The sequence below is a fragment of the Micromonospora sp. NPDC047187 genome (assembly GCF_040643355.1).
GTDB lineage: Bacteria > Actinomycetota > Actinomycetes > Mycobacteriales > Micromonosporaceae > Micromonospora > Micromonospora salmantinae.
In genome coordinates this window covers 37,667-62,421 of sequence record NZ_JBEYUF010000007.1, presented here as the reverse complement: position 1 = coordinate 62,421, position 24,755 = coordinate 37,667, and the positions used below count along the sequence as shown (strand labels likewise).

The 24,755-nt window shown below is 71.1% G+C and carries 21 protein-coding genes; 8 read left to right on the top strand and 13 right to left on the bottom strand.

The window, feature by feature from the left end:
- Positions 1 to 46: 46 nt before the first annotated feature.
- Positions 47 to 826, bottom strand: coding sequence for a phosphodiesterase (locus ABZ794_RS14415; protein WP_210780759.1), 780 nt, complete (start codon positions 824 to 826; stop codon positions 47 to 49).
- Positions 827 to 1,024: 198 nt separating this feature from the next.
- On the opposite strand from ABZ794_RS14415, the gene ABZ794_RS14410 reads away from it, so the two are divergent.
- Entirely contained in the window at positions 1,025 to 2,434 is a 1,410-nt protein-coding gene (locus ABZ794_RS14410; protein ID WP_210780758.1) for a sensor domain-containing diguanylate cyclase, read from the top strand.
- A gap of 135 nt (positions 2,435 to 2,569) precedes the next feature.
- On the opposite strand, the gene ABZ794_RS14405 is transcribed toward ABZ794_RS14410, so the two are convergent.
- Positions 2,570 to 3,631: an aspartate-semialdehyde dehydrogenase gene (locus tag ABZ794_RS14405; protein ID WP_210780757.1), complete on the bottom strand. Its 1,062-nt coding sequence runs from the start codon at positions 3,629 to 3,631 to the stop codon at positions 2,570 to 2,572.
- A gap of 5 nt (positions 3,632 to 3,636) precedes the next feature.
- Positions 3,637 to 4,902: an aspartate kinase gene (locus tag ABZ794_RS14400; RefSeq protein WP_030489892.1), complete on the bottom strand. Its 1,266-nt coding sequence runs from the start codon at positions 4,900 to 4,902 to the stop codon at positions 3,637 to 3,639.
- Positions 4,903 to 5,162: 260 nt separating this feature from the next.
- On the opposite strand from ABZ794_RS14400, the gene ABZ794_RS14395 reads away from it, so the two are divergent.
- Entirely contained in the window at positions 5,163 to 5,951 is a 789-nt protein-coding gene (locus ABZ794_RS14395) for a hypothetical protein (RefSeq protein WP_238690391.1), read from the top strand.
- A gap of 84 nt (positions 5,952 to 6,035) precedes the next feature.
- Positions 6,036 to 6,566, top strand: coding sequence for a nitroreductase family protein (locus ABZ794_RS14390; protein ID WP_210780756.1), 531 nt, complete (start codon positions 6,036 to 6,038; stop codon positions 6,564 to 6,566).
- A gap of 11 nt (positions 6,567 to 6,577) precedes the next feature.
- Here ABZ794_RS14390 and ABZ794_RS14385 read toward each other — a convergent pair whose 3' ends face one another.
- The gene (locus ABZ794_RS14385) at positions 6,578 to 7,564 is read right to left on the bottom strand and encodes a DUF5937 family protein (RefSeq protein WP_357515814.1); all 987 of its coding nucleotides are present in this window, start codon (positions 7,562 to 7,564) and stop codon (positions 6,578 to 6,580) included.
- 77 nt (positions 7,565 to 7,641) lie between these two features.
- On the opposite strand from ABZ794_RS14385, the gene ABZ794_RS14380 reads away from it, so the two are divergent.
- Both ABZ794_RS14380 and leuA read left to right on the top strand, forming a co-directional pair.
- Positions 7,642 to 8,913 (top strand): MFS transporter, encoded by a 1,272-nt coding sequence (locus ABZ794_RS14380; protein WP_210780754.1) that lies wholly within the window; start codon positions 7,642 to 7,644, stop codon positions 8,911 to 8,913.
- Positions 8,914 to 9,150: 237 nt separating this feature from the next.
- Positions 9,151 to 10,902: a 2-isopropylmalate synthase gene (gene leuA / locus ABZ794_RS14375; RefSeq protein WP_238690389.1), complete on the top strand. Its 1,752-nt coding sequence runs from the start codon at positions 9,151 to 9,153 to the stop codon at positions 10,900 to 10,902.
- A 29-nt stretch (positions 10,903 to 10,931) separates the two neighbouring features.
- Here leuA and ABZ794_RS14370 read toward each other — a convergent pair whose 3' ends face one another.
- The gene (locus ABZ794_RS14370) at positions 10,932 to 12,425 is read right to left on the bottom strand and encodes an MFS transporter (protein WP_357515811.1); all 1,494 of its coding nucleotides are present in this window, start codon (positions 12,423 to 12,425) and stop codon (positions 10,932 to 10,934) included.
- A gap of 107 nt (positions 12,426 to 12,532) precedes the next feature.
- On the opposite strand from ABZ794_RS14370, the gene ABZ794_RS14365 reads away from it, so the two are divergent.
- Positions 12,533 to 13,189 (top strand): HNH endonuclease family protein, encoded by a 657-nt coding sequence (locus ABZ794_RS14365; protein ID WP_357515809.1) that lies wholly within the window; start codon positions 12,533 to 12,535, stop codon positions 13,187 to 13,189.
- Entirely contained in the window at positions 13,165 to 13,554 is a 390-nt protein-coding gene (locus tag ABZ794_RS14360; RefSeq protein WP_357516009.1) for a hypothetical protein, read from the top strand. Before ABZ794_RS14365 ends, ABZ794_RS14360 begins: the two co-directional genes overlap by 25 nt.
- Positions 13,555 to 13,578: 24 nt before the next feature.
- On the opposite strand, the gene ABZ794_RS14355 is transcribed toward ABZ794_RS14360, so the two are convergent.
- From ABZ794_RS14355 to ABZ794_RS14325, 7 genes are all read right to left on the bottom strand, one after another.
- Positions 13,579 to 14,682 (bottom strand): oligopeptide/dipeptide ABC transporter ATP-binding protein, encoded by a 1,104-nt coding sequence (locus ABZ794_RS14355; protein WP_210780750.1) that lies wholly within the window; start codon positions 14,680 to 14,682, stop codon positions 13,579 to 13,581.
- The gene (locus ABZ794_RS14350) at positions 14,679 to 15,692 is read right to left on the bottom strand and encodes an ABC transporter ATP-binding protein (RefSeq protein WP_357515807.1); all 1,014 of its coding nucleotides are present in this window, start codon (positions 15,690 to 15,692) and stop codon (positions 14,679 to 14,681) included. Before ABZ794_RS14350 ends, ABZ794_RS14355 begins: the two co-directional genes overlap by 4 nt.
- A gap of 66 nt (positions 15,693 to 15,758) precedes the next feature.
- Entirely contained in the window at positions 15,759 to 16,721 is a 963-nt protein-coding gene (locus tag ABZ794_RS14345; RefSeq protein WP_210780749.1) for an ABC transporter permease, read from the bottom strand.
- Positions 16,718 to 17,722 (bottom strand): ABC transporter permease, encoded by a 1,005-nt coding sequence (locus ABZ794_RS14340; protein WP_124776655.1) that lies wholly within the window; start codon positions 17,720 to 17,722, stop codon positions 16,718 to 16,720. The genes ABZ794_RS14345 and ABZ794_RS14340 overlap by 4 nt, the downstream gene beginning before the upstream one ends.
- Before the next feature lie 85 nt (positions 17,723 to 17,807).
- A complete protein-coding gene (locus ABZ794_RS14335) occupies positions 17,808 to 19,469 on the bottom strand; it encodes an ABC transporter substrate-binding protein (protein WP_210780748.1) in 1,662 nt (553 codons plus the stop codon).
- 314 nt (positions 19,470 to 19,783) lie between these two features.
- Positions 19,784 to 20,377, bottom strand: coding sequence for a recombination mediator RecR (gene recR / locus ABZ794_RS14330; protein WP_210780747.1), 594 nt, complete (start codon positions 20,375 to 20,377; stop codon positions 19,784 to 19,786).
- Between the two features lie 8 nt (positions 20,378 to 20,385).
- Positions 20,386 to 20,694 carry a YbaB/EbfC family nucleoid-associated protein gene (locus tag ABZ794_RS14325; protein WP_007466279.1) on the bottom strand — a complete coding sequence of 103 codons (309 nt, stop codon included), beginning with the start codon at positions 20,692 to 20,694 and terminating at the stop codon, positions 20,386 to 20,388.
- A gap of 201 nt (positions 20,695 to 20,895) precedes the next feature.
- On the opposite strand from ABZ794_RS14325, the gene ABZ794_RS14320 reads away from it, so the two are divergent.
- Positions 20,896 to 21,567: a DUF998 domain-containing protein gene (locus ABZ794_RS14320; RefSeq protein WP_210780746.1), complete on the top strand. Its 672-nt coding sequence runs from the start codon at positions 20,896 to 20,898 to the stop codon at positions 21,565 to 21,567.
- Positions 21,568 to 21,632: 65 nt separating this feature from the next.
- Here ABZ794_RS14320 and ABZ794_RS14315 read toward each other — a convergent pair whose 3' ends face one another.
- Entirely contained in the window at positions 21,633 to 24,704 is a 3,072-nt protein-coding gene (locus ABZ794_RS14315) for a DNA polymerase III subunit gamma and tau (protein ID WP_357515804.1), read from the bottom strand.
- Positions 24,705 to 24,755: the final 51 nt, after the last annotated feature.

Below are 24,755 nucleotides of genomic sequence, written 5' to 3'. Positions count from 1 at the left end.
TGCATGTTCGATCCGTACGAGACGTACCAGGCCAGCACGACGACCCTCAGAAGCCGCAGGTCTGCCCGGCGGAGTGGCTCACCTGCACGGTGTGGGTCACACAGCCGCCGGCCTCGACCGAGTGCAGCAGGAAGGCGGTGGGCTCGTTGACCCAACCGATCTGCTCGTCGGCGCTCATGGTGAGCGTGCTCTGCTTCCACGTGCTGGGCGCCACGGTGAGGACAGTGCCCGCGTACGCCGAGGTGACCGGGCGGTGCAGGTGGCCGGCGCCGACCCGCACCACGTGCCGGTGCCGGCCGATCACCTCGGCGAGCGCGTCACCGTCGGCCAGCCGGATGGAGTCCGCGACGGGGATGCCGACCGCGACCGGCGGATGGTGCAGGAAGATCACGGCGGGCACCTCGGGCCGCCCGGCCAGCACCCCGTCGAGCCAGCCGAGCTGTTCCTCGCCGAGTTGGCCGCCGTCGCTGCCGGGGACGAGCGAGTCGAGCACCACGACGGACGCCGCCTCGTGGTCGACGTGGTAGTAGGCCGAGAAGCCGCCGCCGAGCCACGGTGTGCCGCCGAACGCGTCGAGCAGGGACTCCCGGTCGTCATGGTTGCCGGTGGTCAGGTGCACCGGCAGCGGGAAGCGGCCGATCACCTCGCGCAGCGCCGCGTACTCGTCGGGCTGGCCGTGGTCGGTCAGGTCGCCGCTGATCACCACGCAGTCCGGTCGGGGTCGCAACGCCAGCACCCGGCCAAGCGCACGGTGCAACCCGGCGGCCGGTTCGGCGGCGAGCAGGCCGGTGGTCAGGTGCGGGTCACTGAGCTGGGCGATGAGCATGGGCTCGCCTCCTCGGCGCCGGGAGGCTTCACGCTATCGGCAGGCGCGGCGTCCCGGGGGCATGCGTCCACAGGCTGCGTCCACAGCCTGTGGATAGCACGTGTGTACGAAGCCCGACCGGTCCCCGCCACCGTGAGTACGCTTGATCGAGCGGTTCGGCGTCGGCCGGGCCCCTCCCCTACCTGGAACGACGTGCGAGTGGATCATCAGCGAGTCATCCGTGACGTCACCGTCCGCCTGCCGATGGCGTCCAGCACGCCGGAGGCGTGTCGGTGGACGGTCACCGCGCTGTCCCGCCACACCCCGGCGACCATCTCCGTGCTGCTCGCGGTCCACGACCGCCTGCGCTGCGTCGCCGCGACCGGGGCCTGGCAGGTCTTCGCCACCGTGCCGGCGCGGACAGGCATCGTCGGCCGGGTGTACGCGACCGGCGCTCCCGCCGTCGTCCCGGACGTCACCGTCGACCCGGACTACCTGCCGGTGCGCCCGGATGTGACAGCCGAGCTGTGCGTACCGGTGCTGGACCCGACGGGCCGGGCGATCGGCGTACTCGACCTGCAGTGGATTGAGCCGACCGACCTGGAGCCGTGGCGGGAGACCGCGCAGCGGCTGGCCGACGGGCTCGGTGCGCGGATCGCCGCCCTCGGTGGCCCACCGGCGGAGAGCCGCAGCGAGAAGCTGCTCCGGCACGCGGCCGCGCTCTCTTCCGCGCCGACCGAGGGAGAGGTGATGGGGGCGGCCGCCCGCGCCGCCCGGGAGGTCTCCACCCTCTCCACCGCACTACTGCTGATCGGCGGCCAGCTCGGCCCGTCCCCGGCGACGCCGAGCGACCTGGAGACCCGGATCCGCGGCGAGCTGGCCGCGGCGGGTCCGGCCGCCCTGGACCGGATGGTCGAGCGGGCGCACCGGTACGGCGCCGGGTACACGCTGGGCGAGGCCGGGCATCCCCCGACCGAGGACTACCGTCCGTTGACCCGGGCGGGGGTCCGCACGCTGGTCGCCGTGCCGGTCGGGCCGACGGACGCCGCCGGGGTGCTGCTGGTCGCCGACGAACGCGCGCTGCGCCCGGACCCGACCACTGTCAGCCTGATGGAGTTGCTCGCCGGGCAGGCCTGGACGAGCGTGGACCGGCTGCGCACGCTGGCCCGACTGCGGGAGCAGGCCAGCTCCGACCCGCTGACCGGGTTGCGGCACACCGGCCCGTTCGGGCAACGGATCGCTGCGGCCACCCCCGGGCGTACGGCCCTGCTGGCGATCGACGTGGACGGCTTCAAGACCGTGAACGACACGTACGGCCACCAGGCCGGCGACCGGGTGCTGGTCGGGTTGGCCCGGGCGCTGGAGGGGGCGCTTCGGCACGGCGACGAGTTGTACCGGATCGGCGGCGACGAGTTCGTCGCGGTGATCGAGGTGAGCCGCCCGGAGGAGGCGGTCCGGATCGCCGAACGGCTCACCGAGGCGGCCCGGCGCATCGGCCGCACGATCAGCGTTGGCGTCGCACTACCCCGCCCCGGCGAAACCCCCGACCGCACCCTGAAGAGAGCCGACCAGGCCCTCTACGCGGTAAAACGCCAAGGCCGAGACGGCGTCCTACTCTCCGCCGCGTAACCGCGCCCGCCCCACGTCCCCACGTCCCGCCGATCTTGCACTTTCGGTTGTCGTTTTGTCGTCCTAGCCCCTTATGCCGGCACAGAAACTGCAAGATCGCCGCAGCGGGGGGTACGGGGGCAGCGCGGTGCGGGGTCAGGGGGTGCGGAGTTCTTTGGCCAGGAGTTCGGCGATCTGGGCGGTGTTGAGGGCCGCGCCCTTGCGGAGGTTGTCGCCGGTGACGAAGAAGTCGAGGGCGCGGGGGTCGTCCAGGGCGCGGCGGATCCGGCCGACCCAGGAGGGGTCGGTGCCGACGGCGTCGATCGGCATCGGGAACTCCCCGGCCGCGGGGTCGTCGACCAGGATCACCCCGGGTGCGTTGCGCAGCGCCTCACGGGCGCCCTCGGCGTCGACCTCGGTGGCGAAGACCGCGTGCACGGCGACCGAGTGGGCGGTGACCACCGGCACGCGGACGCAGGTGGCGGAGACCTTGAGGTCGGGGAGGCCGAGGATCTTCCGCGACTCGTTGCGGATCTTCATCTCTTCCGATGACCAGCCGCTGTCCGCCGGGGAGCCGGCCCAGGGGACCACGTTGAGCGCCATGGGTGCCGGGAACGGGCCCAGGTCGTCGCCGACAGCCTGGCGTACGTCGCCGGTGCGCGAGCCGAGCGCCCGATCGCCGGCGACCTTGGTGAGCTGGTCGTGCAGGATGTCGACGCCGGACTGACCGGCTCCGGAGACCGCCTGGTAGGAGGCGAGCACCAGCTCTCGTAGGCCGTACTCGCTGTGCAGCGGCGCGACGGCGACGATCATCGCGAGGGTGGTGCAGTTGGCGTTGGCGATGATGCCCCGGGGGCGGTTGCGGACCTGCTCGGGGTTGATCTCCGGAACGACCAGCGGGACGTCGCGGTCCATCCGGAACGCGCCGGAGTTGTCGACAGCGATCGCGCCGCGGGCGACGGCGATCGGCGCCCACTCGGCGGAGACCTCGTCGGGCACGTCGAACATGGCCACCTGGACCCCGTCGAACGCCTCGGGGGTCAGCGCCTGGACGACGAGCTCCTCGCCCCGGCAGCGCACCCGGCGCCCGACGGAGCGCTCGGAGGCGAGCAGCCGGATCTCACCCCAGACGTTGCGTCGCCCGGTGAGTAGCTCACACATCACGGTGCCGACGGCACCTGTCGCTCCGACCACGGCGAGGGTGGGCAGCGCCGTCATCGGCGCTACCTACCCGTCCCCGCGTAGACCACGGCTTCGGTGTCGCCGCCCAACTCGAACGCGTCGTGAATGGCGCGGACGGCGGCGTCGAGGTCGGTGTCCCGGCAGACCACGGAGACCCGGATCTCGGAGGTGGAGATCATCTCGATGTTGACCCCGGCCGCGCCGAGCGCGGCGAAGAAGCCGGCCGCCACCCCCGGGTGCGAGCGCATGCCGGCGCCGATCAGTGAGACCTTGCCGACGTGGTCGTCGTAGAGCAGGCCCTTGAACTTGACCGGCTCCTGGATCTTGCTGAGCGCTGCCATCGCGGTGGGGCCGTCGGCCTTGGGCAGGGTGAACGAGATGTCCGTCCGGCCGGTGCCCTCGGTGGAGACGTTCTGCACGATCATGTCGATGTTGATCTCGGCGCCGGCGACGGTGTCGAAGATCCGCGCGGCGGCACCCGGCTCGTCGGGCACCCCGACGATCGTGATCTTGGCCTCGCTGCGGTCGTGCGCGACCCCGGTGATCAGTGCCTGCTCCACGGAAAGGTCCTCCATCGATCCGGTGACCATCGTGCCGGTGTTGGTCGAGTATGACGAACGGACGTGGATCGGCAACCCCGCCCGCCGGGCGTACTCCACGCTACGCAGGTGCAGCACCTTCGCGCCGCACGCGGCAAGCTCCAACATCTCCTCGTAGGTGATGTGCTGGATGTGTCGGGCGTTGGGCACGATCCGCGGGTCGGCGGTGAAGATGCCGTCGACGTCGGTGTAGATCTCGCAGACGTCGGCGTGCAGGGCGGCGGCGAGCGCCACGGCGGTGGTGTCCGAACCACCGCGGCCCAGCGTGGTGACGTCCTTGGTGTCCTGCGAGACACCCTGGAAGCCGGCCACGATGACCACGGAACCCTCGTCGAGCGCGCCCTTGAGCCGCCCGGGGGTGACGTCGATGATCCGGGCGCGGCCGTGCACCGAGGTGGTGATCACGCCGGCCTGCGAACCGGTGAACGAGCGGGCTTCGTACCCCAGGTTGTGAATGGCCATGGCCAGCAGGGCCATGGAGATCCGCTCCCCGGCGGTGAGCAGCATGTCCAGCTCGCGGCCCGGCGGCAGCGGGCTGACCTGGTTGGCCAGGTCGAGCAGTTCGTCGGTGGTGTCGCCCATCGCGGAGACCACCACCACCACGTCGTCGCCGGCCTTGCGGGCGGCGACGATGCGCTCTGCCACCCGCTTGATCCGCTCGGCGTTGGCGACGGAGGACCCGCCGTACTTCTGCACCACGAGTGCCACGACGGTGCACTCCCTCCCAGCGACCCTGAGCGTGCCGACGCCGCCGGAACCGGGGCCGGCGGCGCGTGTCAGACCCCATGAGGGTATCCGGCGGATAACGAAGCCGGGTCAGGTGATCCCACCATCCGGCCCGGCCGGGACCGGCGAGACCGGTCCCACCAGGTCGGACGGGTACGCCGGAACGCCTCGCCCGACACGCCGGGACGAGCCCGGTACGCGGCCGGCACCCGCCGACCGCCCGCACCCACCAGAATGGGCCGGTGCCCGTCCTCATCCGCTCGGCCGGCCGTGTGCTCGGGCCGCTCGCCCTCGCCCTGCCGGCCCTCCTGGTCGCCTGCACCAGTGCGCAGCCTCCGACTCCGCCGCCCGTGGATCCGGGGCCGGTCGAGGTGGAGGCCGCACGGGATGAGCTGGCCGCGCTTGCCGCGGCGGCTCAGGACCGTCACCTGGTGGCCCAGTACGTCTACAGCCAGGCGGGTCAACCGGACCGCACCATCGTGTTCACCAGCGCGAACGACGGCACCTGGCGGGTGGACGTGCCGGGGGGCGCCCTGGGTGGCGCAGCCGACGTCTCGATGGCCAGCACTGCCGACGGGCTGTTCCAGTGCGCCCTGCCGTCGGCCGGTCACACCGAGTCGGCGAGTTGCGTACGCCTGGGTGATCGCGACGACGCGATCCCACGCCGGTCGGACCCCCGGGTCCAGCACCTGCTCACCGACTGGCTGGACGTGCTCACCGACCGACGCGCGCCGTTGGCGGTCGCCCCGGCCGACGCGCCCGAGGGACTCACCGGCACCTGCTACTCGGTGGATTCCACCTCGGCGTCGCTCAACGCCCCGCTGGATGTGGGCATCTACTGCTACGACCAGGACGGCACGCCGACCGGCGTCCGGACCGGGGCCGGAACGCTGCGGCTGGCCGCTGCACCCGGCCCGGCACCGGCCACCGTGCAGCTGGCCGGCCCGGTGGTGATCGACCGGGAGCCGCTCGACACCGCGGCGCCGCCGACCCCGGACCCGTCGGAGAGCCCGGGCGCGGGAACGCCCTGATCTTCGTCCCGTTACGGGTGCTCTTGCCCACATTCAGCCACCCCATCCTGAGGGGCGAATCACCCATACAGGACGATCCGGTGTATGGCCGACCTCACCCCGCTGCTCGCCTACCGCTGGAGTCCACGAGCCTTCGACCCGAACGCCGAGCTGACCCCGGAGGAGTCCGCCTCGCTGCTTGAGGCCGCGCGCTGGGCCCCGTCGGCCGAGAACGGGCAGCCCTGGCGGTTCGCCCTCGGCCACCGCGACGACGAGACCTGGAAACGGATCCTGATCAGCCTTCCGGTCGACGACCAGATCTGGATCCGGCACGCCGCGACCCTGGTGGTCGGCGCCCACACCGGCCTCGACGCCGAGCGGGCCGCCTACGACCTGGGGCAGGCGATAGCCCACCTGACAGTGCAGGCCACAGCGCTCGGCCTGCACGTGCACCAGCTCACCCGGTTCGACCGGGTCGGCCTCTCCACCGAACTCGACCTGCCCGGCGGCGTCCGCCCGTTGGTGGTCGCCGCCGTCGGCCGGCTCGGGGACCCGTTCGCCCTCCCGGCCGACCTGCACGCCCGCGAGACCGGCCTGCGGCACCGCCGCCCGGTCGCCGAGCTTCTGCTGCGCTGATCGAGCGCGGGTCACCCGCCCCGGCTGGCCCGGAGGAGGACCGCCGCGGCATCGGTGTTGCGATAGCGCACGTGCCGGCCCTCGCGGGACCGGGACACCAGGCCGGCGCCGTGCAGCGCGGCCAGGTGCTGGGAGACGTTTCCGGCGGACATCCCGGTGAGTCGGGCCAGGTCGGTGGTGGTCAGCGCCGTCTCGAGCAGGTGCAGCAGCGCGGCGCGGCCCGGCCCGATCACCCGTGCCAGTGGGTCGCCGGGCGGCGGCGCGGTCGTCTCCCAGAGCGTCCCGACGGCACGGACCGGGTACGCGCCGACCGGCAGCGAATCCTCCAGCAGGTTCCACAGCACGTGCTGCTCGGTGAACACCGTCGGGTTCAGCGCCAGCCCACGACCGCGGAGGTCGAAGTCCCGCTCGAACGTGTCGTCGCTGATCACCCGGTCGCCGTGCCAACGCAGGCTCGGGTGGAGCTGCTCGAAGAACTGCCCGGCGCCGCTTTCGGCGAGCTGGGCGGCCCGGTACGCCACGTCGGCGTCGAGCAGGGCCCGCATCCGCTGCCAGTCCGGGGCGATCGCCTCGTCGTACCAGACCCGCACCGCGTCGACGACCTGCGGCAGCAGCCCGCCGGGGTCGGCGAGCAGCGCCCGCCCGAACGGGCTCAGCGGTTTTTGCCAGGTGGTCGCCAGCAGGTCCTGGACCACCACGGCCGGCGGTGTCGCGGCGATCTGGTCGAGCTGCTCGGCCATCTCCACGTTCGGTCGGGCCGCCGGGGTGAGGAAGTCGGGCAGCCAGCGACCCGGCACTACCAACCCCACCAGAGGTCGGACCCGGTCGGCCACCTCGGGACGACGCAACGTCACCCGGGCCCGGTCGATCCAGGGCAGGTGCACCGCGTAGCGGACCGGGTTGGCCAGCGCCCACATGCTCATGACCGTCTCGTTGGCGGGCGACACGGCGAGCCGCACTCCCGCAACGTCGGCCAGGCTGAACCGCAACTCGGACACACGCCCCCCAGGAGCAGGATTCGGTCCAGCCTAAAAGATTCGACCGAGGTCATGGGGACCCGATTCACTCCCCGGACATGGGGACCAGAGAAACCATCCGCACCGCCGTTCGAGACGTCGTACCGCCGGCCGGGCTGACCCGCGCCCTGGCCGTGCAGGCCATGGTCTACGCCGTCGGCAGCGGCCTGTTCCACGCCGGTAGCGCCGTCTTCTTCACCCGGGCGCTCGGGCTCAGCGCCGCCCAGGTCGGGTTGGGGCTGTCCATCGCGGCGGGGGTCTCGCTGTTGGGCACCGTGCCGCTGGGTGGGCTCACCGACCGGTACGGGCCGCAGCGGGTGTGGGTGGTGGGGCTGGTGCTGAACGCGGTGCTGTTCGCGACCTACCCGTTCGTGGGCGGCTTCGTGGGGTTCCTCGCCGTGGTGGTGGCGCTGGCCGCGGTGGACGCCGCTGTCGGCGTGGCCCGGCAGGTCTACTCGATCAACGCGCTCCCGCCGGCCGAACGGGTCACGGCGATGGCGTACCAGCGCTCGTCGCTGAACGTCGGCTTCGGGCTCGGCGCGGTGATCAGCGGCCTGGTGCTGGCGGTGGACACGATCACGGCGTACCGGGGGATGGTCTGGTTCATCTCGACGGTCTTCCTCGTGACGGCCCTCTTCGTGCGGCGACTGCCCCGGCTGCCGCAGGTGACCCGACCGGCGGAGCCGATGAGTCGGCTCGCCGTGCTCCGGGACCGGCCGTTCATGGCGGTGTCAGTGGTGTCCGGGCTGCTCACCGCGCACGGGGTGCTCTACCTGACGGTCCTGCCGCTGTGGATCCTCACCCACACCGACGCCCCGAAGACGGTGATCGCCGGGCTGGTGCTGCTCAACACGATCCTGATCGTGCTGCTCCAGGTGCGCGTCAGCCGGGGCGCGGACACCGCTGCGGGCGCGGCTCGGGCCTCCCGTCGGGGTGGACTGCTGATCGCCCTGTTCTGCCTGGTCCTGCCGATTTCCGGCGTCACTCGGGGCACGCTCACAGTCGTGGTGCTGGTAGCCGCCGCGTTGCTGCTGATCCTGGCCGAGCTGATCGAGTCGGCGGGCGCCTGGGGGCTCACCGCCACCCTGCCGCCGGCCGACCAGCGCGGTGCGTACGTGGGGGCGCTCGGACTCGGCGTGCAGGTCCAGTACCTGATCGCGCCGGCGGGGCTGACCGCGCTCGGGGTGACCACCGGCGGGTGGGGTTGGTTACCGACGGCAGCGATCTTCGTGCTGGTGGCGGTGGCGATCGTGCCCGCGGTGGCCTGGGCGCAACGGACGCCGAGGCTGGGTGCCGAGGCCGCAGAGCCGGCCATGACCCCGGTCCCATAGTCCGGACCTGTCTTTCCACCCCCCGTTCCATCACGTAGGGTGACCTGGTCATGTGGCAGGCGCTGCTCCTCCTTAGCCGCCGCGACGAGGCCTGACCGGCCGGCACCTCGTCGCGGAGTCGCATCGCGCCGTCCAGCACATCCGAGTTTCTTCTCGGCACCGCCGCGCACCGTCGCCCGGCATCTCGCCGACACCTTCCGATCTGCTGACGCCACATGTTCCAGGGAGCACTCTGAGATGGCTCAACCTGTCACCGACGCCGAAACCGATCCGATCGCCCGGCAACGGCCGAGCCGGATGCCGTACCACCGCTACCAGCCGTACCGGGAGCAGTTCCGGGTCGAACTGCCGGACCGCACCTGGCCCACCCGCACCGTCGAGGCCGCCCCCCGCTGGTGCGCCGTGGATCTCCGCGACGGCAACCAGGCCCTGATCGACCCGATGTCGCCCGAGCGCAAGCGCCGGATGTTCCAGCTGCTGGTCCAGATGGGCTACAAGGAGATCGAGGTCGGCTTCCCGTCGGCCAGCCAGACCGACTTCGACTTCGTCCGGCAGCTCATCGAAGACGACATGATCCCGGACGACGTCACCATCCAGGTGCTCACGCAGTGCCGGGAGCACCTGATCGACCGGACGTTCGAGTCGCTGCGCGGCGCGAAGCGGGCCATCGTGCACTTCTACAACTCGACCTCCACCCTCCAGCGGCGGGTGGTCTTCGGCCTGGACCGGGACGGCATCGCCGACATCGCCACCACCGGGGCGCGGCTCTGCCAGAAGTACGCGGAGATCCACACCCCGGACACGGAGATCTTCTACGAGTACTCGCCGGAGTCGTACACGGGCACCGAGCTGGAGTACGCGCTGGAGGTCTGCTCCCGGGTGATCGACGTGATCGACCCGACCCCGGACCGGCCGCTGATCATCAACCTGCCGGCCACCGTCGAGATGGCCACCCCCAACGTGTACGCCGACTCGATCGAGTGGATGCACAGGCACCTGCCGCGCCGGGACAGCGTGGTGCTGAGCCTGCACCCGCACAACGACCGGGGCACCGGCGTGGCCGCCGCCGAGCTGGGCCTGCTGGCCGGCGCGGACCGCATCGAGGGCTGCCTGTTCGGCAACGGTGAGCGCACCGGCAACGTCGACCTGGTGACCCTGGGGCTCAACATCTTCTCCCAGGGCATCGACCCGATGATCGACTTCTCGAACATCGACGAGATCCGGCGAGCCGTCGAGTACTGCAACCAGCTGCCTGTGCACGAGCGCCACCCGTACGCGGGCGACCTGGTCTACACCGCCTTCTCCGGCTCCCACCAGGACGCGATCAAGAAGGGCTTCGACGCTCTCGCCGCCGACGCGAAGGCGGCCGGCGTACCGGTGGACGAGCACACCTGGGCGGTGCCGTACCTGCCGATCGACCCGAAGGACCTGGGCCGCACCTACGAGGCGGTCATCCGGGTCAACTCGCAGTCCGGCAAGGGCGGCGTGGCGTACATCATGAAGAGCGAGCACCAACTGGACCTGCCGCGTCGGCTCCAGATCGAGTTCTCCGGTGTGGTGCAACAGGTCACCGATCACGACGGCGGCGAGGTCGACCCGGCCGCCATGTGGGAGATCTTCGCGACGCACTACCTGCTCGATCACCAGCCCGACCCGACGGTTCGGCTGGCCGGCTACACGATCGGCACTGTGGACGGCAAGGTCGAGATCGAGGCCCAGGTCGGTGTGGGCGGCGAGCAGCGGTCCCTCGCCGCGGTCGGCAACGGCCCGATCGACGCGTACGTCAACGCGCTCCAGTCGGTCGGGGTGGGCGTACGGGTGCTCGACTACCACGAGCACGCGCTCTCCTCCGGTGGTGACGCGCAGGCCGCCGCGTACGTGGAGTGTGAGGTGGACGGCAGGACGGTGTGGGGTGTCGGCACCGACGCCAACATCGTGACCGCGTCGATCAAGGCGGTCACCAGCGCCGTCAACCGCGCCCGCCGCTGATCTGAGCGCGACACCCCCGGAGTGGCTTGCTACTTCGGGGGTGTCGCGGCGGGCAGCGAATGGCAGGGCTGGGACGGCGGGGCTTCCCGGGGCGGTCGGTGGACCAGCACGAGGGCCAGCAGCGCGCCGGCCACGAGCAGCCCCGCACACCACTCCATCGCGGCCCGGAACGCGTCGGTCAGCTCGGCCTTCTGCTCGTACCCGCCGCCGGAGAGCCCGACGAGCAGCGGCAGCGCCGCCACCGCGAGCAGGCCGCCGGCGCGGGACGCGGCGTTGTTGAACCCGCTGGCCACCCCGGAGAACCGGTCCTGCACGGCGGCCAGCACCGACGCGGTCAGCGGTGCCACCACCAGGGTCAGCCCGATGCCGAAGAGCAGCACCCCGGGCAGCACGTCCCGCCAGTACGACGCGCCCGGTCCGACGCCGCGCAGCAGCAGCAGGCCGACCGCGGCGACCACCGGTCCGATGGCCAGCGGCAGCCGTGGGCCGATCCGCGCGGACAGTGCACCGGCGCGCGCGGAGCCGACCAACAGCAGCACTGTCATCGGCAGCAACGCGATGCCGGTGCGGAAGGCCGACCACCCGACCACGTTCTGGAGATAGACGGCGAAGAAGAAGGTGAAGCCGCCGAGCGCCGCGTAGACGACAACGGTGAAGATGTTCAGCACCGAGAAGAGTCGGCTGCTGAACAGCCCGGTGGGCAGCATCGCGGCGTCGCCGCGCCGCCGTTCCAGCAGGACGAAGGCCACCGCGGAGAGCACCCCGACGAGGGCTGCGATCAGCACCTCGGCGGAGTCGAACCCGCGGGCCGGCGCGTCGATCAGGGCGTAGGTGACGCCGGCGAGCGCGAGCGCTCCGAGCAGGGCTCCGGCGACGTCGAACCGCCGTCGGGTCCGGCCCCGCCGTTCGGTGCGGGAGGCGCTCTCGTCGCGGCTCTCCGGCACCCAGCGCAGGGCGGCCAGCAGCACCAGCACGGCGATCGGCAGGTTGAGGAAGAAGATCCAGCGCCAGGAGAGCGCGTCGATCAGCCAGCCCCCGATGAACGGGCCCAGCGCGGTGGACACCCCGGACAGCCCGGCCCAGGCACCGATCGCCCGGCCCCGGTCGTCGGGATGGAAGCTCGCCTGGAGCACCGACAGCGACCCGGGGGTGAGCAGCGCGCCACCGGCGCCCTGGAGGAACCGGGCCGCGATCAGCATGCCGGTGTCCTGGGCCAGCCCGCAGAGCACTGAGGCGGCGGTGAACCAGAGCACGCCGATGAGGAAGATGCGTCGCCGGCCGAAGCGGTCCCCGAGCGCGCCACCGAGCAGCACGAACGCCGCCAGCATCAGCAGATAGCCGTTGATGGTCCACTGGAGATCGGCCACGTTCGCGCCGAGGTCCTGCCCGAGTTTCGGCAGCGCCACGTTGACGACGGTGCTGTCGAGGAAGACCATTCCAGAGGCGAGTACGGCGGCGAGCAGCGTGCCCCGGCCGGCGGTGGTGCCCATCCGGAGGGCGGTCGCCGGTACGGGTGCGGTCATCCCACCAATGTGCCTTGCATCATGTGGGAGACGCCACGAAACGCCGAAACCGTGCCCGGGTACTGTGCGCAATCGCCGGGAGCCCCCAAGCTGGAGAGGTGTCGTCTGTGCGTACCAGATCAGGACCGCGAGCGGCGGTGGCCGCGCTTGCCGCGGCGCTGGCGCTCGGCGTGGCCGGTTGCGTCCCGCAGGATGAGCCGACCACACCGCCGTCGAGCGACGGCGGCAACGCCGCGGAGCAACTGAGCCAGCTCACCGTCGCTACCGCCGGCTCGATGAAGGGCTACAGCCGGGAGCGTTTCCCGCACTGGCGGGACACCGGCAAGAACTGCGATGTCCGGGACAGCATCCTCCAGCGCGACGGCAAGGACGTGAAGCTCTCCGGCTGCAACGTGGTCGGTGGGCGCTGGGAGAGCGTGTACGACGGTCGCAGCTTCTCGGATCCCTCCGACGTGGACATCGACCACATGGTGCCGTTGGCCAACGCGTGGCGCTCGGGTGCCGACGAGTGGGACAACGCGAAGCGCGGCGATTTCGCCAACGACACCACCCGTCCGCAGCTTTTCGCGGTTTCCGCCTCGTCGAACCGGGCAAAGGGTGACCAGGACCCGTCCCAGTGGAAACCGGCAAGCCGGTCCTACTGGTGCAAATACGCTCAGGACTGGGTGACGGTCAAGCACTACTGGAAGCTGACGGTGACCAGCGCCGAGAAGGCCGCCCTGACCGACATGTTGGAGGGCTGTTCAGTGGGGAGCGATTCGTGACCGCCGCCGGGGAGAGCGGCCCGGCCGCCGCCGGCATGACAGCGGACGGCACCGCCGAGACCCCCGCCGCCGTGCCGGGTGCCGGCATGGTCGCGGACTCGGGCGGGGCGGCCGCCCCGCAGGCCCGCACCACCGACATCGTGCCCGGCCCCGGCGGCGTGATGACCGACGAGGTCGGCGTCGTCACCGGTGACCTGACGCTGCGCACCGAGTACGCGGACGGCACCGTCACGGTGCGGGTGCAGTACAAGGACGCGGACGAGTGGTACACGGTGACCGGCACGTCGGTCACGCTGGCCGACCCGGCTGGGCTGGACGCGGTGCACGGCGTCGCGGTGGGGCTGCTCAACCGCCCCGAAGGCTGACGAGCGCCGGCACCGCGTCCAGTCTCAGACGTACGAGCCCGGCTCGGTGGGCGCGGAGACCACGCCCGGCGCGTCCCCCTCGCCCTCGGGTCGGACGATCTGCGCGCTGACCCCGTGCGGGCGCAGTTCGCCGCTGGCGATCTGCTCGGCCCAGTGGCAGGCCACCCGGCTGGCGCCGATGTCCCGCAGCACCGGTCGCTCGTCGGCACAGCGGGTGGGCTGCGCCCACGGGCAGCGGGTGTGGAAACGGCAGCCGGACGGCGGGTTGGCCGGCGACGGCAGGTCACCGGCGAGCAGGATCCGCTCCCGGCGGTCCTCCACGTCCGGATCCGGCACCGGCACCGCCGACATCAGCGCCCGGGTGTACGGGTGCAGCGGCTCGGTGTAGAGCCGGTCGCTCGGCGCCTCCTCGACCAGCGCGCCCAGGTACATGACACCGACAGTGTCGGAGATGTGCCGGACCACAGCGAGGTCGTGCGCGATCACCAGGTAGGTCAGCCCCAGGCTGTCCTGGAGTTCGTCCAGCAGGTTGACCACCTGGGCCTGGATCGACACGTCGAGCGCCGAGACCGGCTCGTCGGCGACGATCAGCTCCGGCCCGAGCACCAGCGCGCGGGCGATGCCGATGCGCTGCCGCTGCCCGCCGGAGAACTCGTGCGGGTAGCGGGACAGCGCCCAGCGCGGCAGCCCGACCGCGTCCAGGGTCTCGCCGATGATCCGTCGACGGTCGGTGCGGTCGGTGCCGATCCCGTGGGTCTGCAGGCCCTCGGTCAGGATCGACTCGACGTTCTGCCGGGGGTCGAGGCTGGACATCGGGTCCTGGAAGATCATCTGCATCCGGCGACGCATGCTGCGCAGCTTGCCGGACGGCAGCGTCGTCAGCTCGACGCCGTCGAAGCTGACCTCACCGGCGGTCGGCGGGGTGAGCTGCAGCAGCGCCCGACCCAACGTGGACTTGCCGCAGCCGGACTCACCCACCAGTCCGTACGTCTTGCCCCTCACGATGCTCAGGTCGACACCGTCGACGGCCTTCACCTGGCCGACCACCCGGTCGAAGAGCACCCCCCGTTTGATCGGGAAGTGCACCTTCAGGTCACGCACCTCGACGAGGATGTCGTTGTCACTCACGCTGATTCCTCCTCGCGCGGGGCGGGCACCATGCCCGGCAGCGGCTCCGGATTGACGCACCGGTAGCTCCGTCCGTCGTGCGCGTGCACCAGCTCCGGCGGCTCACCCACACACTCGTCGATCCGGCGGGCGCAGCGCGGGGCGAAGGCGCATCCTTCCGGCCAGGGCAGCAGGTCCCGGACCGAACCGGGAATCGGGTTGAGCTTCTCGCCCCGCCCGGCGTCCAGGCGCGGCACCGAGCCGAGCAGACCCACCGTGTACGGGTGACGCGGCTGACGGAACAGCGGACGACGGCGGGCCGTCTCCACCACCCGGCCGCCGTAGAGCACGTTGACGGTGTCGCACATGCCGGCCACCACACCCAGATCGTGCGTGATCATCAACAGTGCTGTGCCGGAGTCCCGGACCAGCTCCTTGAGCAGCTCCAGGATCTGGGCCTGGATGGTGACGTCCAGCGCGGTGGTCGGCTCGTCGGCGATCAGCAACCGAGGCTGGCAGGCCACCGCCATCGCGATGAGCGCACGCTGGCGCATCCCACCGGAGAGCTGGTGCGGGTACTCCTTGAGCCGCCGCTTCGGGTCCGGGATGCCGACCCGGTCCAGCAGCGCCGCCGCCTCCTTCGCCGCGGCCTCGCCCTTCATCCCCCGGTGCCGGGTGAGCACCTCGGTCACCTGCAACCCGATCGGGATCACCGGGTTCAGCGAGGAGAGCGGGTCCTGGAAGATCATCGCGATGTCCCGGCCCCGGATGTCCCGCCGCGACCGGTCGTCGAGCTGGAGCAGGTCGGTGCCGTCGAAGACGGCCTTGCCGCCGACCCGCAGGCCGGGCTGCTTGGGCAACAGGCCCATGATCGCGAGCGAGGTGACGCTCTTGCCGCAGCCGGACTCGCCGACCAGGCCGACCACCTCACCGGCGTCGACCGAGAAGGACACCCCGTCGACCGCGTGCACGGCCCGTTGACCACGGCGGGCGAACGTGACGGAGAGATCTTCAACTTCGAGCAGTGCCATTACTGGCCCTCCGTTCGCGACTGCGGGGCTCGCAAGCTCACTCCTCGCGCTTCACACATGCCGGGCCTACTTCCGCAGCTTCGGGTCGAGGGCCTCACGCATCGCCTCACCCAGCAGGGTGAAGCCGAGCGCGGTGATGATGATCGCGACGGCCGGGTAGATCGCCAGTGACGGCCGGATGCCGAGGTACTGCTGCGCGTCGGCGAGCATGACCCCCCACTCCGGTACGGCGGTGTCCGGGTTGCCGAGGCCGAGGAAGGAGAGCGCCGCAGCCTCGATGATCGCGGTGGCCAGGGTCAGCGTGGCCTGCACGATCACCGGGGCGAGCGAGTTCGGCACCACGTGGGTCAGCGCGATCTTCGACTTCTTGACGCCGAGCGAGGTCGCCGCCAGCACGTAGTCGCTGTTGGCCTGGGAGATCATCGAGCCGCGCAGCAGCCGGGCGAACACCGGCACCGAGACCACACCGACAGCGATCATCACGGTGGTCAGGCTGGCCCCGAGCAGAGCGGCGATGCTCACCGCCAGCAGCAGGCTCGGCATCGCCAGCAGCATGTCGATGAAGCGCATCAGGGTGGTGTCGATCCACCGCCCCCACCGGCCACCGAGGCCGGCGGCGGCACCGGAGACGCCACCGATCAGCGCGCCCACCGCCAGACCGATCAGGGTGGAGACCACGCCGACCAGCAGGGTCTGACGGGCCCCCACGATCATCCGGCTGAACTCGTCCCGGCCCTGGTGGTCGTAACCGAACCAGTGATCGCCGGTCGGGCCGGGAATGACACCCGGCTTGATCAGCCCTTCCCGGATGCCGATCGTGTCAGTCGCCGCGTACGGCACGAGGAACGGGCCGACCACAGCGACCAGCACGAAGAGCGCCAGGATGACCGCACCGACGATCGCGGCCGGGTTACCGCGCAGCCGGCGGAACGCCTCCTGCCAGAGGCTGACGCCCCGCTCGTCGTCACGGGCTGCCAGCTCGGCGAGCCTGTCGATCTTTTCGCGCTTCTTGCCTGGGCTGAGTGTCATCGCACCCTCACCCTCGGGTCGATGAAGCTGTAGGAGAGATCGACCAGGAGGTTCACCAGCACGTACACCACCGCGATGATCAGGATGAAGCCCATCAGCACCGGATAGTCGCGTTGGCCGATGGCCTCGGCGACGAACGCTCCGATGCCGCTGAAGGCGAAGACGGTCTCGGTCAGCACCGCGCCGGACAGCAGGCCGCCAGCGAGCAGACCGATCGAGGTGGCGACCGGCAGCATGGCGTTGCGCAGGACGTGCCGGCGACGAACCGTCTGCTCGGTCAGGCCCTTCGCCTCGGCGGTCCGTACGAAGTCCTCGTTCAGCACCTCCAGCACGCTCGCCCGGGTGATCCGGACGATGATCGCCAGCGGGATGCTGGCCAGCGCGATGCTGGGCAACACCAGATGCCAGAGGGCGTCGGCGGCGGCGTCCCACTCACGGGTCATCAACCCGTCGAGGACGAAGAAGTTGGTGACCCGGGTCGCCCCGAGCGTCGGGTCCTGCCGGCCGCTGGACGGGAACCAGTGCAGGTTCTCCGAGAAGATCGCTTTGAGCACATAGCCCAGGAAGAAGACCGGGATGCAGATGCCGATCAGCGAGCCGCCCACTGACGCGTGGTCAAGGAAACGGCCGCGACGCCGGGCTGCCAGGTAGCCCAGCGGGATGCCGACGCCGATCGCGATGATCATCGCGGTGATGGTCAGCTCGACGGTGCCGGGGAAGCGCTCGATGAACTCCGTGGTGACCGCCCGCTTGGTGGAGGTCGAGGTGCCCAGATCGAGCTTGATCATCCGCCGTACGAAACGGCCGTACTGCACCAGGATGGGCTCGTCGAGCCCCATGTTGCGACGGATCGCGGCCCGCATCTCGGGGGTGCCGCGCTCGCCGAGGATGGCGGTCTCGGGGCCGCCGGGAAGTCGGCGGAGCCAGATGAAGAGCAGGAGGGAGAGCCCGAACAGCGTGGGTATCAGCTGAAGCAGGCGCCTGACGATGAACCGGAACACGGCGGCCTCGAAGGGGTGCGGAGGGTTGCGGGCGGGCGCTGTGCGACAGCGCCCGCCCGCGTTCCTTGCTGCGTCAGATCAGGACTTACTTGAACTCGGCGGTCGCGTACCGCTCGTCGGTGAGCGGGCTCGCCTTGACGCCGGTCACGTCCTTGCCGAACACGATCGCCGGCGGCGAGTGCGAGATCGGCACACCGGGCAGGAAGTCCATCACGGACTTGTTCAGGGCCTTGTACTTCTCGGTCCGGGCCGCGATGTCGGCGGTGCCGTCCGCGTCCTTGAACTGGTCGAACAGGGCCTTGTTGTTGAAGCCCCACTCGTCCTTCGGCCGGTCGAAGAAGGTGCCGATGAAGTTGTAGGCATCGCCGTAGTCACCGGTCCAGCCCAGGAAGTGGATGTCGTGCTTGCTACCCGAGGTGGTGGCGTTCAGGTAGTCCGGGCTCCACTTCAGCGGGATCGCCTCGACGGTGATGCCAACGGCCTTCAGGTCCGCCGAGAGCAACTCGAAGATGTCCTTCGGGTTCGGCATGTACGGCCGGGTGACCTCGGTCGGGTAGTGGAACTTCAGCGTCAGGTTCGACGCGCCGGCCTCGGCCAGCAGCGCCTTCGCCTTGGCCGGGTCGTAGGTGTACTTCGTGACGTCACCGTTCCAGCCCTCGACGGTGTCCGGCATGAAGTTGTCGGCGACCTTGGCACCCGGCGGCAGCTTGGAGGTGACCAGCTGCTGACGGTTCAGGGCGTACGCGATGGCCTGCCGGACGCGGATGTCGGCGAGCTTCGGGTTGCCCTTCTGGTTCATCGCCAGGTAGAGCACGTTGAACGCCGGGCGCGTGAGCATGTTGAAGCCCTCGCTCTTCAGCGGCTCGACGTCGGCCGGGCCAACCAGGTCGTAGCCCTGGATGTCACCGGAGCGCAGCGCCTGCTTGCGGGCGTTCTCATCCGAGATCGTCTTGAAGATGAGGGTCTTCAGCTTGGCCTTGGCGCCCGAGTAGTCCTCGTTGCGCTCCAGGGTCAGCGTCTTGTTCGCGACGTCCCAGGTCTTGAACTTGAACGGTCCGGTGCCGGTCGGGTGCTCCGTCGCGTACGACGGGTACTTGATGTCCTCGGCGGTGCCCGCGACGTTGCTCGCGTCGAACTCCTGCAGCGCCTTCGGGCTGTGGATGGAGAACGAGGGGAGCATCAGCGCGGCCGGGATCTTGCTGGAGACCCGGGTGAAGGCCAGATCCACAGTGGTGGCGTCCTTGGCGGCGCAGGACTTGAAGAGACTCGGCGGGAGATCCGCGTTCTCGTTCTTGGCGAAGCCGCCCATGACGTCCTGCCAGTACGCGGTCACGTCCGGGCTCTGCATGAGGCCCTTGGCGTTGTACCAGCGGTTGAAGTTGACGCAGACGGCCTCGGCGTTGAAGTCGGTGCCGTCGTGGAACTTCACGCCCGAGCGGAGCTTGAAGGTCCAGGTGGTGCCGGTGGCGTCCGGGGTCCAGGACTCGGCCAGGCCGGGGGTGACCTTCGTGCCACCCTCCTCCGGTCGGACCAGGGTCTCGAAGACCTGACGCGCCACGCGCAGCGACTCACCGTCGCTGGCGAAGCTCGGGTCGAGCACCTTCGGGTCTCCGGCGACGCCGAAGACGAGGGTGTCCTTCTTGCTACCGCCGGAATTGTCGTCGCGGTTGCTCTCGGCGCAGCCTGCTACCGCGAGGGCCGCGACCGCGATGGCCGCGATCGCGGCCTTCGGCCTGGGTGCACGCATGTGTGCTTCACCTCGTCCTTGGGGGTACGGACAACGTGGTGACAGGGGTCACCGATGGCGGTGACCATAGCTCCCGATGCGTCCACCCGGAAACCGCTGAGTGGACGGTTGGTATCGGATCGTGCCTCAACCGCCGCTTGACATTCGATTCTTAGGTAAACAGCGGCAAAAACCGATCAATCAGCACCCGCGATGCCAAACTGTTACGTCGAACAGCCCCGATGAGGGCACAGGTGTCAGATCATTTCCGGGCAGAGACACAGCGGTGGCCGGCACCCACACGGGTGCCGGCCACCGGCCGTACGTCAGGGAGGTCAGACCGCGCGGCGCCCCTCGAAGGCCCGACCAAGGGTGATCTCGTCGGCGTACTCCAGATCGCCGCCGACCGGCAGCCCGCTGGCCAGCCGGGTCACCGAGATGCCCATCGGCTTCACCATCAACGCCAGATAGGTGGCGGTCGCCTCGCCCTCGGTGTTCGGATCCGTGGCCAGGATCAACTCCCGCACCCCGCCACCGCCGAGCCGGATCATCAACTCCCGGATGCGGAGATTGTCCGGGCCGATCCCCTCCAGCGGATTGATCGCGCCACCCAGCACGTGGTAGCGACCGCGGAACTCACCGGTCCGCTCGATGGCCACCACGTCCTTGGGCTCCTCCACCACGCACAGCACCTCTTCGGTGCGACGCTGGTCGCGGCAGATCCGGCACTGCTCGGACTCGGCCACGTTGTAGCAGGTGGTGCAGAACCGCACCAGCTCCTTGACCTTGCGCAGCGCGCCGGCCAGCCGGTTGACGTCGGCCGGATCCGCCGAGAGGACGTGGAACGCGATCCGCTGAGCGCTCTTCGGACCCACGCCCGGCAGCCGACCCAGCTCGTCGATCAGATCCTGGATGGCACCTTCGTACATCTGCCGGCTCAGAAACCGGGCAGGCCGAGGCCGCCCATGCCGCCGGCGACCGGGCCCATCTTGCGCTCGGTCAGCTCCCGGGCCGCCTCGGCGGCGTTGTGCACTGCCGCGACGACCAGATCCTCCAGCGTCTCCACGTCGTCCGGGTCGACGGCCTTCGGGTCGATCTTGATGGCCTTGAGTTCACCGGAGCCGGAGACGGTCGCGGTGACCAACCCGCCGCCGGCGGTGCCGGTCAGCTCGGCCTCGGCCAGCTCGGCCTGGGCGGCGGCGATCTGCTGCTGCATCTTCTGCGCCTGCTTCAGCATCTGCTGCATGTTCGGCTGTCCACCTGGGCGCACGGGATGGCTCCTTCTCGCACTCGTCTGCTCGACCGCCGCTCAGCCTATCCGCTGGGACCGACCTCGCCCCGCCCGGTGCGTCCGCCCACGCCGAGCCTCCGGGTACGGCTACCCCTACCCCGAACCGGCCATCTGCTGGTAGTGCGCCCGCAGCCGCCGCACTGGTCTGCTCGTGGCATGAACCTCAACCGCACCGGCCGGGTCGGCACACTGTGCTGGCTCGCGGCCGCGCCCATCTTCCTCGTCGCCAGCCTGATCACCGGGCTGCGGTGGCGCGAGCCGGCCTACAGCTGGGCCACCCACAACATCAGCGACCTCGGCAACGCCCACTGCGGCGTCTGGGACACCACCCGCCCCCGCTACGTCTGCTCACCATGGCACCCACTGATGAACACCGCGACACTGGCCACCGCCGTACTGCTCGCCGCCGGGCTCCTGTTGACCTGGCGAATCCTCGGCCGCGGCCCGGTGGTGCGCACGGTCCAGACACTCCTGCTGCTGGCCACCGGCGGTTACGCCCTCGCGGCCCTCTACCCGGCCGACATCGACGAGAACCTGCACGTCCTCGGCGCAGTCCTGATCATGGGGATGGGCAACATCGGCCTGCTCCTGGCCGGCTTCGCACCACGAAACACGACGCTCGGCCGATGGCGACGACTCACCCTCACCGCCGGGCTGATCGCGCTGGCCGGAACAACACTGTTCGCCGCCCAACAGGGCCTGGCCATCGGGGTAGGCGGCATGGAACGAGTAGCCGTCCTACCGTTCCCCTTGTGGGCCTGCGCCCTAGCTGTCCTACTGGCCGAAACCCCTCCCCTACGCGATCTTGCACTTCCTGCTGCGACATAAAGGGGCATTCGGCGCAAGACGACAACCGAAACTGCAAGATCGCCGAGCCGGGGTGGGTGGGGCCGCTAGCGGGCGTCGATCTCGTTGATCTTCTCGGCGCCGAAGGTCTCCCGGAGCAGCCGTACCGCCTGCTCCTCGCTGGACTCCCGTGCGGTCTTCTCGTCGATGATCTCGTCCAACGGCTCGTCGCCCGGGTCGAACCCCTCAAGGGCCGGGGCCGCGGCCGGTGCCGCGCCGCCGGGTCGACCGGCCCGCGCCGGGCCGTCGAAGTCCGGGTCGTAGGGCGGCTCGCCCGCCCATTCCGCGTCCGCGACGGGCCGGGCTGCCGCTCCGGTACGCGCACCGCGCCCCGCCGCCGCCGCGCGAGCCGCGGCGATGGCGCTGCTCACCGGCGCACCACCGGCTGCCGCCGGCTGCCGGGCCGCCGGTGTCGGGTTACCCCGCCCGCCCGGTTTACCGCCACCGGCCGCTGACCCGGAACCGCCCGAACCGCCCGGCCCGGTGCCGTTCCCGCCACCGCCGTTGGTGCCGCTGCCGTTGGTACCGTTCCCGGTGCTGCCGTTCCCGTTCCCGGTGCTGCCGTTCGCGCCGGTCGACGCCGGTGCAGAGTAGGGGCTCGACTCGTTTCCGGCCGACGCGCCGCCGGGTCGGGCGGCCTCCGGCCAGTCCTCGTCATCCGTAGCCTCGGCGGCGAGGGCGCCGCCGCCGGGGCGGGCCGCCGCCGGCCAGTCGCCGTCGTCGTCCGCCGCCGGGGTGGAGGGCGCTGTGCCCTGCCCGCCAGCACCGTGCCCAGCGGAACCCGCACCGACACCGCCGCGCGAAGCCGAGCCGGCAGCGCCGCTCGGGTTCGCGGCGGTCGGCGAGGCGTTCGTCGGACCGGCGGCGGTCGGGGCGTTGGGGCCCACTGTCCCCGGCCCGGCGGCGTTCGCACGTGGCGCCGCGTTCGAGCCAGGCGCGTTCGAACCCGGCGCGGGGTTCGTGCTTGGCCCGGCATTCGAGCCAGCCGCAGCGCTGAAGCCAGGCGCCGCGCTCGCACTCGGCGCCGCGCTCGAGCCAGGCCCGCCGTTCGAGCCAGGCCCGCCGTTCGAGCCAGGCGTGGGGTTCGAGCCAGGCGCCGCGCTCGAGCCAGGCGTGGGGTTCGAGCCAGGCGTGGGATTCGTGCTTGGCCCGGCCGGCGGCGCGCTCGTCGGGCCGGCGGCAGTCGGGGTCGCGGCGTTCGTCGCGGCGGCGGGCGTGGCTGGCGGCGCGGCGGGTCGGGCCGGTGCGGTCTGCTGCGCGCGCGGTGAACCGGACAGCGACACGCCACCGCGCTCGCCGGCCACCTCGCACCGGATCTGCCAGCGCCCGCCCAACTCCTCGTACAGCGCGTCGGTGAGCACCGCCGCGTGGTCGGCCATCATCTTGGCCAGCACTGTGGACTTCACCGTCAGCACCAGCATGTCGCCGTCGAGTTCGCGGACGACCGCGTCCCGCATCAGGGCGGCGATCCGCTTGTTGGTCCGGTTGACCTTGCCGACCACGTCGGGCCAGACGCGGCGAACCGCTACCGCGTCCAGCGCGGCGGCCGGTGCTCCGGGTCGAGGCGGCGCGGGCGTCGCCGGGTCGGGAAGCACCGCCGACGGTGGCACCACGCGACGCGGGGCCGGCCCGGCGGGCGAGACGGGTACGGCCTGGTCAGCGGTTGCCGACCCGGTCGACGCGCCCGGGGAGGCCGGGATCGGCGAGTCGGCCGCCGAGGCGTACGAGGCCGGCGCACCGGAGGTCGGAGCGGGTGCCCCGGTGACCGAAGCAGCCGGGGCGGGAGCGCCCTGGGCCGGGGACGCCGCCGGGTCGACAGCCCACGGCGGTGCGGAGGTCGGGGCGTTCACTGGTGTCGGGGTGGCGGCAGCCGGGACGGGGGTTGCTTGCTGTGGGCGTACCCCTGGGTGGTTGGTTGGCGCGGAGCCGGCGGCGGCCGACGGCGCGTCGGTGCCGCCCACTGTGAGCCGGCGTTCCATTCGCTCCAGGCGCTGGAGCAGGCCGCCGGTGGAGTCGTCCGCGCCGGGCAGCAGCATCCGGGCGCAGATCAGCTCCAGCAGCAGGCGGGGCGCGGTAGTGCCGCGCATCTCGACCAGCCCGTTGTGCACGATGTCGGCGCAGCGGGACAGCGTGGCCGAGCCGAGCTGCGAAGCCTGGGCTGCCATCCGCTCTATCTGGTCGGCCGGGCCGTCGATCAGACCCTTCGCTGCGGCGTCCGGCACCTGCTGGATCACGATCAGGTCGCGCAGCCGTTCCAGCAGGTCGGAGGCGAACCGACGCATGTCGTGCCCGGCCTCGGCGACCCGGTCGACGGTGGCGTACGCGGCGGCGCCGTCACCGGCGGCCAGCGCGTCGCACATCTCGTCGATCAGCGCCGAGTCGGTGACCCCGAGCAGCGCGACGGCCCGTGCGTAGCTGACCCCCTCCGCGCCGGCGCCGGCGATGAGCTGGTCGAGCACCGAGAGGCTGTCCCGCATGCTGCCGCCACCGGCGCGGACCACCAGCGGAAAGACCGCCGGCTCGACGGCGACGCCCTCGGCCTGGGTGAGCTGCTCCAGGTACGGGCGGACCACCTTCGGCGGGAACAGCCGGAACGGGTAGTGGTGGGTCCTCGACCGGATCGTGCCGAGGACCTTCTCCGGCTCGGTGGTGGCGAAGATGAACTTGACGTACTCCGGGGGCTCCTCGACCAGCTTGAGCAGGGCGTTGAAGCCCTGGGTCGAGACCATGTGCGCCTCGTCGATGATGTAGATCTTGAAGCGGCTGCTGGCCGGCGCGAAGAAGGCGCGCTCGCGCAGTTCGCGGGCGTCGTCGACACCGCCGTGGCTGGCCGCGTCGATCTCGATCACGTCGATCGAGCCGGCACCGTCGGCGGCCAGCGAGCGGCAGGAGTCACACTTGCCGCACGGCTCGGGAGTGGGGCCCTGCTCACAGTTGAGCGAGCGGGCCATGATCCGGGCGCTGGTGGTCTTGCCGCAGCCACGAGGGCCGGAGAAGAGGTAGGCGTGGTTGAGCCGTCCGCTGCGCAGCGCCTGCGACAGCGGCTCGGTCACGTGCTCCTGGCCGATGACCTCAGCGAAGGTACGCGGCCGGTACTTGCGGTAGAGCGCCAGCGTCACTCGTCCCGCCTCCTCTCGACCGAGCCATTCTGCGCCGGTCGGGCGCGGGTG